Source organism: Mesorhizobium shonense (assembly GCF_040545255.1).
Lineage (GTDB): Bacteria > Pseudomonadota > Alphaproteobacteria > Rhizobiales > Rhizobiaceae > Mesorhizobium > Mesorhizobium shonense.
In genome coordinates this window covers 397,597-412,477 of sequence record NZ_JBEPLM010000003.1, presented here as the reverse complement: position 1 = coordinate 412,477, position 14,881 = coordinate 397,597, and the positions used below count along the sequence as shown (strand labels likewise).

Sequence of the window (14,881 nt, the reverse complement as noted above, 5' to 3'; positions counted from 1 at the left end):
TCCGGCAATGACCATCATTACCGCCGTCATCGCCTGCGGCTTGCTGTCAGTTCTATACGCCATCTGGGCGACACGTTCGGTCCTTGCGTCCGATCAGGGCAACCAGCGCATGCAGGAAATCTCCGCCGCCATCCGCGAAGGCGCCCAAGCCTATCTGGCGCGCCAATACACCACCATCGCCGTCGTCGGCATCGTCGTGCTTCTGCTTGCCTGGTGGCTGCTGTCCATCACATCCGCGATCGGCTTCCTGATCGGCGCCGTGCTCTCGGGCACTGCCGGCTTCATCGGCATGCATGTCTCGGTCCGCGCCAATGTGCGCACCGCGCAGGCCGCGTCGAACAGCCTCGCCGCCGGCCTCGACATCGCCTTCAAGTCCGGCGCCATCACCGGCCTGCTGGTCGCGGGCCTGGCGCTGCTCGGCGTCTCGATCTATTACTTCATTCTGACCGGCCCGATGGGCCTGCAGCCCAATGACCGCGTCGTCATCGACTCGCTGGTCTCGCTCGGCTTCGGCGCTTCGCTGATCTCGATCTTCGCCCGTCTCGGCGGCGGCATCTTCACCAAGGGCGCCGACGTCGGCGGCGATCTTGTCGGGAAGGTCGAAGCCGGCATTCCGGAAGACGATCCGCGCAACCCGGCCACCATTGCCGACAATGTCGGCGACAATGTCGGTGACTGCGCCGGCATGGCCGCCGACCTGTTCGAAACCTATGCGGTGACCGTCGTCGCCACCATGGTTTTGGCCTCCATCTTCTTCGGCGGCACTGCCGTTCTAGGTGCGGCGATGCTCTATCCGCTCGCCATCTGCGGTGCCTGCATCCTGACCTCCATCGTCGGCACCTTCTTCGTCAAGCTTGGGTCCAACGGCTCGATCATGGGCGCGCTCTACAAGGGCCTCATCGTCACCGGCCTGCTGTCCATCGTCGGCCTGGCCGCTGCCACTTCGGCGACGCTGGGTTGGGGTGAGATCGGCAATGTCGGCGGCATCGCCATCACCGGCAAGAACCTGTTCATCTGCGGCCTGATCGGCCTCTTGGTGACCGGACTCATTGTGGTGATCACCGAATACTACACCGGCACTAACAAGCGCCCGGTGAATTCGATCGCCCAGGCTTCGGTGACCGGCCACGGCACCAACGTCATCCAGGGCCTCGCGGTCTCGCTGGAATCGACGGCGCTTCCAGCGCTCGTCATCGTCGGCGGCATCATCGCCACCTATCAGCTCGGCGGCCTCTTCGGCACGGCGATCGCCGTCACCACCATGCTCGGCCTGGCCGGCATGATTGTGGCGCTCGACGCCTTCGGTCCGGTCACCGACAATGCCGGCGGCATCGCCGAAATGTCCGGTCTGCCCAAGGAAGTGCGGCATTCGACAGACGCGCTCGACGCCGTCGGCAACACCACCAAGGCGGTGACCAAGGGCTATGCCATCGGCTCCGCCGGCCTGGGCGCGCTGGTGCTGTTCGCGGCCTACTCGAACGATCTGAAGTTCTTTGCCGCAAATGGCGACAAATATCCCTACTTCCAGGGCATGGGCGAGGTCTCCTTCGACCTCTCCAATCCCTATGTCGTCGCTGGCCTGATCTTCGGCGGCCTGATCCCGTATCTGTTCGGCGGCATCGCCATGACCGCCGTCGGCCGCGCCGCCGGCTCGATCGTCGAGGAGGTTCGCAAGCAGTTCCGCGAAGACAAGGGCATCATGGCCGGTACGTCGAAGCCGAACTATGCGCGCGCCGTCGACCTTCTCACCAGGGCCGCGATCCGCGAGATGATCATTCCGTCGCTGCTGCCGGTGCTGGCGCCGCTGGTCGTCTATTTCGGCGTGTTCTTGATCTCGGGATCGAAAGCCTCGGCCTTCGCCGCGCTCGGCGCCTCGCTGCTCGGCGTCATCGTCAACGGCCTCTTCGTCGCTATCTCGATGACTTCCGGCGGCGGCGCTTGGGACAACGCCAAGAAGTCGTTCGAGGACGGCTTTACTGACAAGGGCGGCGTCAAGCATCTGAAGGGCTCCGAGGCGCACAAGGCATCGGTGACCGGCGACACCGTCGGCGATCCCTACAAGGACACCGCCGGCCCGGCCGTCAACCCGGCGATCAAGATCACCAACATCGTCGCTCTGCTGTTGCTTGCCGTGCTCGCGCACGGCTGAACACGGCACGCATCGCTCAAAAGGCAAAAACCCGCGGGATCGCTCCCGCGGGTTTTTCATTGCCTGAGATGTTGAAGCTTCCGAAGAGAACGCCGAAAGAAGATCAGGTGCCGGGCGTGCCGCCGCCCGGGATACCGGGCGCCAGCTTGCTGGCGCCGTTGATGATCTGGCTGAGGAAGTTCTGGTCCTTGCCGCCCGTCGGCGTCGTCCTCGAGATGAAGTCGAAGATCTTGCCGTCCTTCAGACCGTAATTGGCGATCTGGGTGACGCGGCCGTCGGCGCCGAAATAGACCGCCAGCACGTGCTGGTCGACCAGCCGCGGCTTGTCGAAAGCGACATAGCGCTTGCGTGTCTGCGATATGTAGTAAAACGCCTCGTTGTCGAAGGTCGCCGTCGTCGACGGCGTGCCCAGCGCCAGAAGCACCTGCTCGCGGCTTGAGCCGACCGGCACCGAGTCGATCGCCGCCTGGTCGATGACATAGCCCTGCGTCAGCGTCTCGCTCGGGCTGAGATCGCCGATCATCTTGGATGAATTGCAGGCAGAAAGTGCGGACACCGCCACCAGCAGAGAAGCTACGCCCGCCGGCAGGGGCGTAAGAAACGACTTGAATTTCAGCGCACCCAACAACAATTCTCCATCACATCCCCGCAACTTGCGCTGGGCCGCAAAACCGGTAAACCAGCTTGCATGCCGATGCAACAAGGCCAAATCAAACACAAGGTCCCCGGGAGACCACCCTCAATGTTCCAGCGCCTTTTTGGCCGCGAACGTCATGCCAACCGCGCCATCACCGAGGCGCTCTACGCACAAATCGTGGCGGCGGCGCGGCAAACCGTGTTTTATTCCGACTGGAATGTGCCGGATACGCCGCTCGGCCGCTTCGAGATGCTGGCGCTGCATATGTTCCTGTTCCAGCACCGGCTGCGCGGGGAGGGCGGTGCGGCAACTGAGATCGGGCAGGTGCTGATCGACGAGTTCTTCCTCGATGTCGACCATTCGCTGAGGGAACTCGGCATCAGCGACGTCGGCGTGCCGAAGCGCATGAAGAAGCTGGCAAAGATGTTTTATGGCCGCACCGCGGCTTATGACGACGCCTTGCGGGACGACGACCGCGCCGCCCTTAGCATGGCACTTGCCCGTAACGTCAGGCCCGATGCCGGCGAGTGGATCGAGGCGCCGCTGCTGGCGGGCTATGTTTCCTCAGCGTCCCGGCAGCTTGCCGCGCAGCCGACCGAATCGATCGCGGCCGGCACCGTGGCGTTTCCGGTCGCCGGAGCCGTGTGAAGGAGGCGAGAATGAAACACGCCGAACCGCAGAGCCCCGTATCTTTCGTCGCCAACGTCGCCCGCCTGCCGCAAAAGGGCCTGCCGGTTGTGATCGCGGCCGACGAACGCCAGCGCGCGGCCCTTGCCGCCGAATACGACCTGCTGTCGGTCGAGAGCTACCGCGCCGAACTCCTGGTGGCGTCCTGGAAACGCAACGGCGTCAAGGTCAGCGGTCGCGTCGAAGCCGACATCACCCAGGCCTGCATCGTCACCCTCGATCCGGTCGCGGCCCATATCGACGAGCCCGTCGAGGCGCTGTTCTTGCCGGAGCAGTCGAAGCTCGGGCGCGAAGGGTTCGAAAGCGGCGGCGAGATCGTTCTCGATGCCGACGGACCGGACAGTCCCGAAACTTTTTCCGGCGACACCATCGATGTCGGTGCGCTCGCCGAGCAATTTTTCGGCCTGGCGATCGATCCTTATCCGCGCAAGCCCGGAGCCTCGCTCGATGCCGAGGGCGACGATCAGCCTGAGGAAAGCGAATTCCAGAAAAAGCTGCGTTCGCTGCTCGGAAAATCCTGAAGGCGGCTGGGATTTTGGAAAAGTTGGTTGTGCGGCTGCCCAAAACCGCTATTTTCGCCGGACCTTCGCGAGCCCCCTTACCTCGGCAGGCGCACGCCGCCAGCCAGGCAAACCGTGAGAAAAACACCGCGTGATCAGGATTTCCATCGATGCCATGGGCGGCGATCACGGACCAGGCGTCGTCATCCCGGCGCTGATGACGGTCGCCATCCGCCGCCCTGACATCCGCTTCGTCATCTATGGCCGCGAGGACGCTGTGCGTCCCGAACTGGCCAAGTTTCCCAAACTGGCCGAGGTCAGCGAGTTCGTCCATTGCGAGATCGCGGTCCGGATGGACGACAAACCGAGCCAGGCGCTGCGCCACGGCCGCTGGAAGTCGTCGATGTGGAAGGCGGTCGAGGCGGTGAAGAACGGCGCCGCGCAGGCCTGCATCTCGGCCGGCAACACCGGCGCGCTGATGGCGATGTCGAAATTCTGCCTGCGCACCATGGCCACCATCGACCGCCCGGCGATCGCAGCGCTTTGGCCGACGACCCGCGGCGAGAGCGTGGTGCTCGACGTCGGCGCGACCATCGGCGCGGATGCGCATCAGCTCGTCGATTTCGCCATCCTCGGCACCGGCATGGCGCGTTCGGTGTTCGGCATCGAGCGGCCGAGCGTCGGCCTGCTCAATGTCGGCGTCGAGGAGATCAAGGGCCAGGAAGAGGTCAAGGACGCCGGGCGCATGCTGCGCGAGGCCAACATGGCCTCGATGAACTATCGCGGCTTCGTCGAGGGCGACGACATCGGCAAGGGCACGGTCGATGTGGTCGTCACCGAAGGCTTTGCCGGCAACATCGCGCTCAAGACCGCCGAGGGCACGGCAAAGCAGATCGCCGGCTATTTGCGCGCCGCCATGAGCCGCACGCTGATGGCCAAGATCGGTTATGTCTTCGCCAAGGGCGCTTTCGACCGGCTGCGCGAGAAGATGGATGTCGGCCGCTCCAATGGCGGCGTCTTCCTGGGCTTGAACGGCATCGTCGTGAAGAGCCACGGCGGCGCCGATTCGGACGGCTTCGCGGCGGCGATCGAGCTCGGCTACGACATGGTGCGCAACAATCTGCTTGACCGGATCGAGGCCGATCTCGATCTGTTCCATGCGCGCAACCCGAATGCCCAGGCAAACAGGAAATCCGGCGTCGCCGTCGACGCCGAGGAATAGGAACGAACCTTGATCAGATCAATCGTGCGCGGCAACGGTGCCGCGCTGCCCCGCCGCATCATGAAGAATGCCGACTTCGAAGGCATGGTCGAGACCTCCGACGAGTGGATCGTGCAGCGCACCGGCATTCGCCAGCGCCACGTCGCTGCCGATGACGAGACGACGGCCTCGCTGGGCGAGGCCGCGGGGCGCGCCGCGCTCGACAGCGCCGGTCTGACGCCTGCCGACATCGACCTGATCGTGCTGGCGACGTCGACGCCCAACAACACGTTTCCCGCGACCGCGGTGGATATCCAGAACCGGCTCGGCATGCATCATGGCTTTGCCTTCGACATGCAGGCCGTGTGTTCCGGCTTCGTCTACGCGGTTGCGACCGCCGACCTCTATATCCGCGGCGGCCTGGCAAAGCGCGTGCTGGTGATCGGCTCGGAAACCTTCTCGCGCATCCTCGACTGGAGCGACCGCTCGACTTGCGTGCTTTTCGGTGACGGCGCCGGGGCCGTTGTGCTCGAAGCAGCGCAGGGGACGGGCGGCATCGCCGATCGCGGCGTGCTGGCGGCCAGCTTGCGCTCGGATGGCGTCCACAAGGAGAAGCTCTTCGTCGACGGCGGCCCATCGACGACGGGCACGGTCGGCCATCTCAAGATGGAAGGCCGTGAGGTGTTCAAGCACGCGGTCGGCATGATCACCGACGTCATCGAGGCAACCTTTGCGCAGGCTGGCATCACGGCGCAAGACCTCGACTGGTTCGTGCCGCATCAGGCCAATAAACGGATTATTGACGCTTCCGCCAAGAAGCTCGGGATTGCCGAACAGAAAGTGGTGGTCACCGTCGATTTGCACGGTAACACCTCGGCTGCCTCCGTGCCGCTCGCTTTGTCGGTGGCCGTCGCCGATGGCCGCATCAAGAAGGGCGACCTGGTTCTGCTCGAGGCGATGGGCGGAGGTTTCACCTGGGGCGCGGTGTTGCTCCGCTGGTAAGTGCCGAACGCGCGGGTTCGGTCCTTGACCTTGCCGGATCAATTACTTAGGCTCTGCCGCTGGCTGTATCGATTTACGTTTTTTGAGCTGATGGGACGGTTGCATGGGGGGAAAGACACTTACGCGTGCCGACCTTGCCGAAGCCGTTTATCGCAAGGTTGGTTTGTCGCGAACTGAATCGGCCGAGCTCGTCGAGGCCGTGCTGGATGAAATTTGCGAGGCCATCGTTCGCGGTGAAACGGTGAAGCTGTCGTCCTTCGCAACCTTCCATGTCCGCTCCAAGAATGAGCGCATCGGTCGCAATCCGAAGACCGGCGAGGAAGTGCCGATCCTGCCGCGCCGGGTGATGACCTTCAAGTCGTCGAACGTGCTGAAGAACCGCATCCTGCGCTCGCACCAGAACAGCAAGGCCAAGGGCGGCAAATAGCGCACCGGCAAATACGGTTGAAAAACCGCCGTCAGCTTTGACGCCGGGCTTGAATATTGTTTCATAAATCGCTGAAATAAGACCCGATTCGGCATAAATGCCGGGTCGTCGTCCAGCGTGAGGATTCGTCCATGGACAAGAGCCCCGATGCCTTCCGCACCATCAGCGAAGTCGCGGAAGATCTTGACCTGCCGCAGCATGTGCTGCGTTTTTGGGAGACGCGCTTCAACCAGATCAAGCCGATGAAGCGTGGTGGCGGCCGCCGCTATTACCGGCCGCAGGATGTCGAACTGATCAAGGGCATCCGGCACATGCTCTACGATCAGGGCTACACGATCAAGGGCGTGCAGAAGCTGCTGCGCGAGAACGGCAACCATTTCCTGGTCGCCATCGGCAATGGCGACATGGCCGCGGTCGAGGCGATCGCGCAACGCCGGCAGGCCGATCAGGTGCCGCTGACCGCGGCCGCCCAGCCGCGCGGCGACGAGGATGCGCTTGTCGGCCAGCCCAAGGTGAAGCCCAGCCGCCGTTTCTTCGGCCTCGCCAAAAGCGACGACGAAGGTCCCGTGCAGCCGGACTCCTCGAAATTGTCGCGCGACAACCGGGCTTTGCTGCAGGAAGCGCTCTTTGACCTCCTGGAGTGCAAACGGCTGCTCGACCAGGTGCGTTGAGCTTCGGTCGCCGGCCCTGCGACCTGAGCGGTCAGCGTCTCTGAAGGTCGGAACTGCCATCGCGCCCACGCGTTAGGCCTTCTCTGCGAAGGAAGGATACCTGGCATGGCGTTGTTTGCGACCGATCGTGATCTGGACAAGCAGTTTGCGGCGCTCTCACGGCAGTTCGACGATCTCAGGAAAGCCCTCGCCAAACGCGGCGACGCCTATTACGAGGACGGCCGAGAGGCGGCGTCCGACTATTATTCGCGACTCGCCGAACGCCTCCATGAGACGCTGCCGGCAATCAGGCGCAGGGGCAGGGCGATCGAGCGCACCGCGCGCGATCATCCGGCCACCGCGGCAGCGGTAGGGTTGGTTGTGGTCGGGCTGCTTGCCAGCCTTCTCGTCAGCCGGCGCTGACTTTCACCCGACTGCGAAATAGAAATGGCGGCCGTTCGCGACGACCGCCATTTCCGCGCCACGAGAGCGGTTTCCCGTCCGGAATTGCATCTAAGCAAAGAGATACAGCCCATCCGCATTTCATCGAGGTGGAACAGGCTCCAGCCTCGATCAGTTGGCGAGCTTGAGCCGGGTCTTCGGGTCGACCTTCATGACCTGGCTGCACTTGCCGTAGACGGTGCCGTTCTTGTCGGTGGCGTCGGTGTAGGTGCCCTTGCAGTCGAGCTGCAGCACCAGACAGGAGCCCGAGCCCTTGCAGACCGCGCCGCCGTCGCCCGTCGGATGCGTGCCGGCGAAAGCTGGGGCCGAAACCGAGCCGAAAGCCGAGACGACGAGGGCGGCGGCGAGCGCGACACGCTTGAAGTTGGTCATTGAGCATTTCCTTCCATTGGTTGTTGGGATCGCCTTCCTGGCATCCCGGTGGGTTGAGGAGCGCCTTCATGGCGCCCATGACCGCTTGGTGCCGCGTCCAATGGGAAAGGTTCACATCCCATGCGATTTTTTCGCCGGGCAGATGTGCGCGTTGTTTTGGAAGGTGTCAGACGTCGGATTCGCTTGCAGCCCGGGCTGTGCTTCTGGCCAGCAGCGCCTCGGCGTAGAGGCACCCCGATGCCGCGGCGCGGCCGTCTGAGATAGGTGGATTGGTAGAGGCGCCGGTGATGCTCGATCGGCAGCATAAACCGCTGCGGACTCAAAGCCAGCCGGTCGCGCATACCGGTGCGGGCAAGAGGTCGAGATTGCAACGAAGAGGGTCGAACGCGACTGCGCGTTTGATGGGCAGTTGACGCCAAAGCTGGTGGGCTTGGCCTGCAAAGCGGAAATCCGATGGGAAGGCCGCGCCCGGTCAACATAGGCCGGCCTTCCCATCGGAGGAGAAAAGGATCAGGCCTTCTTCGCAACGACCTTGTGGTGGTGGCGATGATGATGGTGGCGGTGGTGGTGCCGGTGATGATGCTTGCGGTGATGATGGTGATGCTTCTTCATCGGAGCCGCGTCGGCGCTGGTCGTGCCGAGGATCGGCATCGTGAACGCCAGGGCCAGAGCCAGCCCGAGCGCGGACAGGAGGGACTTCTTCATGACTTCGTTTCCTTTTTACGCGGGCGTTCGGAGATTCACCGGACCAAATCGGTGACCCAAGCCTCGCGATCGGGACTATCCTCCTGGATTTTTTCGACAATTTTTCCCAACTGTAGATTCTTGTTTCTGGATTGTTTCCGGCTGAACTCCGACGGCGCCGCGCGTCCGAAGGGACGCGCAGCGGGCGTTGCGGCACCATGATCTTTTGAAACCTGCCGGCCGGTACGCCGGCCTCTTCGCTCACATCGGCGGGGCGATGCCATGATTGCCGACCACAACGCGGCGCGAGACGAGCTTGCCGTTGCTGCCGCGCTCGGCGCTGACGAACACCGTCATGCCCGGCTTGAGATCCGCCGGCTTGGCGGTCGCGAATTTCACGATCGGCGTCGATTGCGGGATGGCGATCTCTTTCTTCTGGCCATTGCTATAGGTGAGCGTCACGGTTCGTCCGTTGATCTCGGTCACGTCGGCGACGGTGCCGTTGGTCATCCGGCTGTTGGGCTGCAAATCCCAATCGCGATCGCCTTCTCCGGTGCCCTTCAATGCGGCGGGGAAGATCACGACTTCCAGCGCGCCGCTGCCGCCGTCGGCCTTGGATACCGATGCGATGCCGAGGAAATCGCCCTGCTTGATATCGGCGGCCGACGCCTTGGCGACGCCGGAGATCATCCAGTCGGGAGCAAGGGTGACCGTATCGGTCTTGCCGTCGTGGGCTTTTACCGTCAGCGCCGTTCCGGCGTGGTCGACCACCGTGCCCCGCACGCGCACGCTCTCGGCCTGCGCGGAAACGGCAAAACCTGAAATCGTGCCGAGCACGATCGCGAATAACTTCAGTTTCATGGCATCCGATCCTTCCAAAAGGGTTTGACGCCGCCCGCCGTCGACCAGTGACAGAGACTTAACGAACTGGAGCGGGCAAAATGCCGGCGGGTCCGGCCTTCAGCGCTTCAAAAGAACTTGATTGCGCGTCGCACCATCTTACATGTTGCTAGCCTGAGCCTCGGCCCCCGGGACCGGTTCACGATGGCGTGACGGCCGCAACGGTCCCTCTTGGCAAATCAATCGTTAACGGCCATTCTCCCGCCCGTCTCAGGCAACGCCACATTTCATCTGTCTTGTTTCATCCCAAGGAGTTGCCATGCCCAACACCGCACGAAACGCTGTTTCCAACAACATCATTGCCGCGAACGGCCTCAATCCGCTGAAGGCCGTGCGCGAAACGAGGGGATATACGATCGAGGAGCTTTCCTTGACCTGCGGCTTGGCCGTGGGCGAGATTGTCGACATCGAGGACGGCAAGGACGCCGATCCCGCCAAGCTCAGGCGTATCGCTTCCGCACTCCAGGTGCCGGAAGAGGAATTGATCATGGTGCCGACCGAAGAGAATCGGCCCACACAGCAATAGAGACGCAAGAAGCGTCCGCATGAAGAGCCCGCCACGGCTTCGCCTTGGCGGGCTTTTTTTCGCCTTCGACGCATGGTTCCTGGCTCTTGCCAAAAGCCGTGGCGCCATGTGCCAATCCCGGCCGGTGCCGCGATTCGACGGCACCAGCCAATACGTCTGACGAGGTTTCGCTCATGAGCCTGGAATCGGTCCGCGCCTTCTTTGCCGAATATGCGCCCGACATCGAGGTTCTGGTCACCGACGCGAGCTCTGCGACCGTGGCGCTGGCGGCGGAGGCTCATGGCGTGATGCCCGCGCAGATCGCCAAGACCATCTGCCTGCGCGTCGGCGATGAAACCATGCTGGTCGTGACCAGCGGCACCGCCAGGCTCGACAACCGCAAGTGCAAGGACAGGCTCGGCGGCAAGCCGCGCATGCTCGACGGGGAGCAGGTGCTTGCCGCGACCAGCCATCCGCCCGGCGGCGTCTGCCCCTTCGGCCTGCCGGCGCCGCTGCCGGTCTATTGCGACGTGACGCTGAGAGCGTTCGATGAGGTTGTTCCCGCCGCCGGCGCCACCAACGCCGCCGTGCGCATCGCGCCGCAACGAATGGCCGATCTGGTCGGTGCCGTATGGGTCGATGTCTGCCAGTAGGAGAACTGCGATCTCTCTCCTGGTCGCTCGTCACGGATCCAGAGAGCTTAGCGACTGCCGGTGATCACCCAGGAAGCGCTGCACCAAGAATGTTTCGTTGCAGGGCGGTGCTATATATCCCGTCATTCGCAAATCGATCCCACAGAGCGAAACAACTAGAGAGCGCGGCCATAGCTAGAATCATGCGCATCGAAACCTCCGCCACAAGCGCCTGAAAGCCGCGCAGGCTACGGCCGCCTCAAAATGCAAGCTATTGCTAATATAGTAGGTGAACGCGATTGGACTCCTCTTTGCGCCTACGGCAAATAGATGAGCCCGCGTCATCCAATCGATGATGAAGCCCCGTCACGGCCCGATGCTACTTAAGAGGCGGCAACCCGGTTTTGCGGCCCAAGAAGCCAGTGGCTTTAGGGGTTAGATATGAGCAAGACCACTCTCGTTGCTATCGCTATCCTCGCGATCAGCATCGGCTATGCCGAAGCCAAGGATCGTAAGGTCCCGCCGGTTTGCACCGCGTCAAGTTCACTCATCGAGGTCCTGGATGGCAGGTGTTTTCTCGTCAAAGGTTCGATGATCTATGGCGATATCGCCGATCTTTCGCAGATAATCCACTTGGGCTGGTAGCCAGGGGCACCTTGGCGCTTAGACGCTAATCTTCCTCAGCCTATGCCAGCACCGCCACCATTCTCGGGAATGAATTCCATACCGGCGGCCGAGGCGGGCACGTAGTTTCGGAGCCGCAAATGACCAGTGGATGGTCATATGATCTATTTGTCTGACCTCCCCGCGAGCCCCGGCGTTCTTGTCTCTGTGGCAGAAAAGTCACGCAACTCGAATATGCGGCGCTTCAACTGCTGCGCGCTTATTATCCAGCCAGGCGAGGCGTACCCTCGTCAGATGGGCAAGGGGACGCCCCTGGCCGCGCGCGTTCATTTCCTCCCGAACTAGCGCCCGCTGCGAAAACGTGGCGGGCGTTTTCTTATTCCGCGATGGCGAGCCCGATGCCGCAAATTCCCGGAGGCTTCGGGTTCCGGGTTTTTGTCACCCAGAACCTCCCCAGGGTGGATTTTTCAGCGATTTCGGGACGTCGGACTTTGGGGGTAAGTCCTTGATTTTATGATGGTCGGAGTGGCCGGATTCGAACCGACGACCCCTTGACCCCCAGTCAAGTGCGCTACCGGGCTGCGCTACACTCCGGACCGGGTGGCGATGTATCGTGATAACCCCGTGCCGGTCAACCGAATTCGGCGGCTATCTTGCCGATCATATTGCAGGGACAGCAACGGGCCGCGCCAGCCGCAATTCCTTCTGATGCCGGTACTCCAGCGCGATCGCGCCCCAGATCAGACCGAGCAGCAGGTAGAGATGGCGCCAGTGGTCGATGTCGATGAAGGTGCCAAGCCCGATATTGCCGAGATAGGCGACATAGGCGCAAAGCAGGTAGGGCTGCCAGGGCCGGTCGCGCAGGAGGATGCGGAAGCCGGCACCGATCGTCCATAGGGTCAGCGTCAGGAACGAGACGAAGCCCAGCCAGCCATAGTCCATCAGCGCCTTCAGCCAGATGTCGTGCGTGTCCTCGCCATAGATCGTGCCGAAAACCAGCGGGCCGATGCCGAACGGGTGCTCCAGCGCCAGCTGGAAGCCGATCGTGTAGCGGGCGAAGCGGCCTAACCGCGCCGTGTCGTAGCTCTGCTCGAGCTGCGCGCGCTGCGTGAACATGTCCGACACGCCGGGCAGCTGCAGGATGACGAGGATGGCGATGACCAGTAACGCCAACGCGGCGATCGTCATCACCACGACCCTCAGCCGGAACATGCCGCTGGCGCTCTGCAGGAAGAGGCAAGCGGTGAGCAGCACCGCCGACACCGCGAACATACCCCAGGCGCCGCGCGAGAAGGAGAAGAAGATGCCGGCGGTGATAATCAGCAGCGGCACCGCAAGCAGCGGCATGCGCGACACCGGGCCGGTGAGCAGCAGGTAGAGCAGGTAGGTGCCGGGCAATACCAGGAACGGCCCGAACACGTTCGGATCCTGGAAAGCGCCGGCGGCGCGGTCGTATTTGGTGAACATCTCCGCGCCCGGAAAGGCATGGAAATAGCCGGCGATGCCAAGCAGCGAGGTCGCGACGGCCGAGACCACATAGGCGACGAAGATCAGCCGGTAGAGGTCGGGCTGGACCGATGTCACCGAGGCGAAGAAAACCGCGCTGAAGGCGAGAAACAGCGAGACCGCAAGATAGAGCGGCGTGTTGGCGAGATCCGCCATTTGCGTCATTGCGATCATGCCGCCGATGTTCATCGCCACGAGCAGCAACAGCAGCGGCACTATCGCTCGCGATATTTTCAGTCCGAACAGCGCCCAGACGGCGATCAGCCCGGCCATGTAGAGCTCGTAAGGCGCGGGCTCGCTGATGACGAAGCCGGAAAGCAGGATGCCGACGGCGATCGCTGCCGACGAAATCAGCGCGATCAGCTTGGCGTTGACCGCCGACGCTGGCAGTTCATGTGCGACCGCGCTCAATAGGCGTTTTCCGTGTTGAGCAGGCGGACCGGCGTCAGGAAAAGGATGCGCAGGTCGAACAGCATCGACCAGTTCTCGATGTAATAGAGATCGTATTCGGTGCGCATGCGGATCTTTTCATTGGTGTCCATCTCGCCGCGCCAGCCATTGATCTGCGCCCAGCCGGTAACGCCGGGCTTGACCTTGTGGCGGGCGAAATAGCCGTCGACCACCTCGTTGTAGAGCAAATTGTGCGACTGCGCGGCGATCGCATGCGGGCGAGGCCCGACCAGCGACAGCGAACCGAACAGCGAGTTGAAGAACTGCGGCAGCTCGTCGATCGAGGTCTTGCGGATGAAGCGGCCGACGCGGGTGACGCGCGGATCGTTCTTGGTCACCGTCTGCTTGGCCGTCGGATCCGATTTGTCGGTATACATCGAGCGGAACTTGTAGACCTCGATGATCTCGTTGTTGAAGCCGTGCCGCTTCTGCTTGAACAGCACAGGGCCCTTGCTGTCGAGCTTGATGGCGAACGCGGTGGCGAGCATCACCGGCGAGAAGAGGACGATGCCGACGAGCGAGAAGATGATGTCGAAGCTGCGCTTGGCGACCGAATCCCAGTCGTTGATCGGCTTGTCGAAAATGTCGAGCATCGGCACGGAGCCGATATAGGAATAGGCGCGCGGCCGGAACTGCAGCGCGTTGGAATGCGCCGAGAGCCGGATGTCGACCGGCAGCACCCAGAGCTTCTTCAGAAGCTGCAGCACGCGCGATTCGGCCGTCAGCGGCAGCGACACGATCAGCATGTCGATGCGCGCTATGCGGGCGAATTCGATCAGTTCAGAGATCGTGCCGAGCTTCGGGTAGCCGGCAACGATCGGCGGCGAGCGCTTGTCGCCGCGGTCGTCGAAGATGCCGCAGATACGGATGTCATTGTAGGGCTGTTTTTCGACCGACCGGATCAGCATTTCGGCCGACTTGCCGCCGCCGACAATGACGGCGCGGCGCTCCATCCGGCCGTCGCGCGCCCAGCGCCTGATCAGCCTGGACATCACCAGTCTCAGGCCGAAGATGAGCACGAAGCCGACCACGAACCAGGTGCCGAACAGCAGGCGCGAATAGTCCTCCGAGGCCTTCATGGCGAAGGCCGTGAGCGCCATCAGCGCGAAGGTGCCGGCCCAGACGAGCAGTACGCGGCCGAAATTGGCGAGGGGGCGCATCAGCGCCGCGATCTGGTAGCTGTCGGTGACGTCGAGCAGCACCACCGCCAGGAACGAAGAAGCCGCGATGGTCAGCGGATATTGCCAGACGAGATAGTTGAAGAAGCCGACAAAATAGAAATAGAGGCCGAGTCCCGAAAGGAACAGCACCGCGAATTCGACCATGCGCAGCACGCCGCTGACCATGATCGGCGACATCGTATCGCGCCGATACTGGGAAGCGACCTGGCGCGCGACATCATTGATGCCGCTGGGCGCTTCGCCCTCGGCCGGGCCGTCGAATTTGCGCACCGCATCCATGGAAAAGCGGCGCGCGGGATCGATCTCGTTCAT

At 62.8% G+C, this 14,881-nt stretch carries 17 protein-coding genes and 1 tRNA gene; 11 read left to right on the top strand and 7 right to left on the bottom strand.

Annotated features, from left to right (window positions below; all coding sequences use genetic code 11):
- Positions 1-7: 7 nt before the first annotated feature.
- Positions 8-2,149, top strand: a complete 2,142-nt coding sequence (locus tag ABID26_RS11505) for a sodium-translocating pyrophosphatase (protein WP_126100135.1) — start codon at positions 8-10, stop codon at positions 2,147-2,149.
- Between the two features lie 103 nt (positions 2,150-2,252).
- Here ABID26_RS11505 and ABID26_RS11500 read toward each other — a convergent pair whose 3' ends face one another.
- A complete protein-coding gene (locus ABID26_RS11500) occupies positions 2,253-2,774 on the bottom strand; it encodes an outer membrane protein assembly factor BamE (protein WP_126100136.1) in 522 nt (173 codons plus the stop codon).
- A 117-nt stretch (positions 2,775-2,891) separates the two neighbouring features.
- On the opposite strand from ABID26_RS11500, the gene ABID26_RS11495 reads away from it, so the two are divergent.
- The 7 genes from ABID26_RS11495 (at position 2,892) to ABID26_RS11465 (ending at position 7,676) form a co-directional block, all read left to right on the top strand.
- Entirely contained in the window at positions 2,892-3,434 is a 543-nt protein-coding gene (locus ABID26_RS11495; protein WP_126100137.1) for a ubiquinol-cytochrome C chaperone family protein, read from the top strand.
- 11 nt (positions 3,435-3,445) lie between these two features.
- Complete coding sequence (locus tag ABID26_RS11490) at positions 3,446-3,994, top strand: YceD family protein (RefSeq protein ID WP_126100138.1); 549 nt, start codon at positions 3,446-3,448, stop codon at positions 3,992-3,994.
- A gap of 130 nt (positions 3,995-4,124) precedes the next feature.
- Positions 4,125-5,195, top strand: coding sequence for a phosphate acyltransferase PlsX (gene plsX / locus ABID26_RS11485; protein ID WP_126100139.1), 1,071 nt, complete (start codon positions 4,125-4,127; stop codon positions 5,193-5,195).
- A gap of 9 nt (positions 5,196-5,204) precedes the next feature.
- Positions 5,205-6,176 carry a beta-ketoacyl-ACP synthase III gene (locus ABID26_RS11480; RefSeq protein ID WP_126100140.1) on the top strand — a complete coding sequence of 324 codons (972 nt, stop codon included), beginning with the start codon at positions 5,205-5,207 and terminating at the stop codon, positions 6,174-6,176.
- Positions 6,177-6,279: 103 nt separating this feature from the next.
- A complete protein-coding gene (locus ABID26_RS11475) occupies positions 6,280-6,603 on the top strand; it encodes an integration host factor subunit alpha (RefSeq protein WP_010915609.1) in 324 nt (107 codons plus the stop codon).
- 131 nt (positions 6,604-6,734) lie between these two features.
- Positions 6,735-7,274 (top strand): MerR family transcriptional regulator, encoded by a 540-nt coding sequence (locus ABID26_RS11470; RefSeq protein ID WP_126100141.1) that lies wholly within the window; start codon positions 6,735-6,737, stop codon positions 7,272-7,274.
- Between the two features lie 105 nt (positions 7,275-7,379).
- Entirely contained in the window at positions 7,380-7,676 is a 297-nt protein-coding gene (locus ABID26_RS11465; protein WP_126100142.1) for a DUF883 family protein, read from the top strand.
- A 150-nt stretch (positions 7,677-7,826) separates the two neighbouring features.
- Here the strand turns inward: ABID26_RS11465 and ABID26_RS11460 are convergent, their stop codons facing one another.
- The 3 genes from ABID26_RS11460 to ABID26_RS11450 all read right to left on the bottom strand — a co-directional run bounded on the left by ABID26_RS11460 (position 7,827) and on the right by ABID26_RS11450 (position 9,632).
- A complete protein-coding gene (locus tag ABID26_RS11460; protein ID WP_126100143.1) occupies positions 7,827-8,087 on the bottom strand; it encodes a hypothetical protein in 261 nt (86 codons plus the stop codon).
- 510 nt (positions 8,088-8,597) lie between these two features.
- Complete coding sequence (locus tag ABID26_RS11455) at positions 8,598-8,792, bottom strand: hypothetical protein (protein ID WP_126100144.1); 195 nt, start codon at positions 8,790-8,792, stop codon at positions 8,598-8,600.
- A 240-nt stretch (positions 8,793-9,032) separates the two neighbouring features.
- A complete protein-coding gene (locus tag ABID26_RS11450) occupies positions 9,033-9,632 on the bottom strand; it encodes a hypothetical protein (RefSeq protein ID WP_126100145.1) in 600 nt (199 codons plus the stop codon).
- Positions 9,633-9,930: 298 nt separating this feature from the next.
- On the opposite strand from ABID26_RS11450, the gene ABID26_RS11445 reads away from it, so the two are divergent.
- The 3 genes from ABID26_RS11445 to ABID26_RS11435 all read left to right on the top strand — a co-directional run bounded on the left by ABID26_RS11445 (position 9,931) and on the right by ABID26_RS11435 (position 11,453).
- Positions 9,931-10,197 (top strand): helix-turn-helix domain-containing protein, encoded by a 267-nt coding sequence (locus ABID26_RS11445; RefSeq protein WP_126100146.1) that lies wholly within the window; start codon positions 9,931-9,933, stop codon positions 10,195-10,197.
- Positions 10,198-10,370: 173 nt separating this feature from the next.
- The gene (locus ABID26_RS11440) at positions 10,371-10,829 is read left to right on the top strand and encodes a YbaK/EbsC family protein (RefSeq protein ID WP_126100147.1); all 459 of its coding nucleotides are present in this window, start codon (positions 10,371-10,373) and stop codon (positions 10,827-10,829) included.
- 420 nt (positions 10,830-11,249) lie between these two features.
- Positions 11,250-11,453 (top strand): hypothetical protein, encoded by a 204-nt coding sequence (locus ABID26_RS11435; RefSeq protein WP_126100148.1) that lies wholly within the window; start codon positions 11,250-11,252, stop codon positions 11,451-11,453.
- Between the two features lie 496 nt (positions 11,454-11,949).
- Here the strand turns inward: ABID26_RS11435 and ABID26_RS11430 are convergent.
- From ABID26_RS11430 to ABID26_RS11420, 3 genes are all read right to left on the bottom strand, one after another.
- Positions 11,950-12,026 (bottom strand) — tRNA-Pro (locus tag ABID26_RS11430).
- 66 nt (positions 12,027-12,092) lie between these two features.
- Positions 12,093-13,349: an O-antigen ligase family protein gene (locus ABID26_RS11425; RefSeq protein ID WP_292303604.1), complete on the bottom strand. Its 1,257-nt coding sequence runs from the start codon at positions 13,347-13,349 to the stop codon at positions 12,093-12,095.
- Complete coding sequence (locus tag ABID26_RS11420; protein ID WP_126100150.1) at positions 13,346-14,881, bottom strand: undecaprenyl-phosphate glucose phosphotransferase; 1,536 nt, start codon at positions 14,879-14,881, stop codon at positions 13,346-13,348. Before ABID26_RS11420 ends, ABID26_RS11425 begins: the two co-directional genes overlap by 4 nt.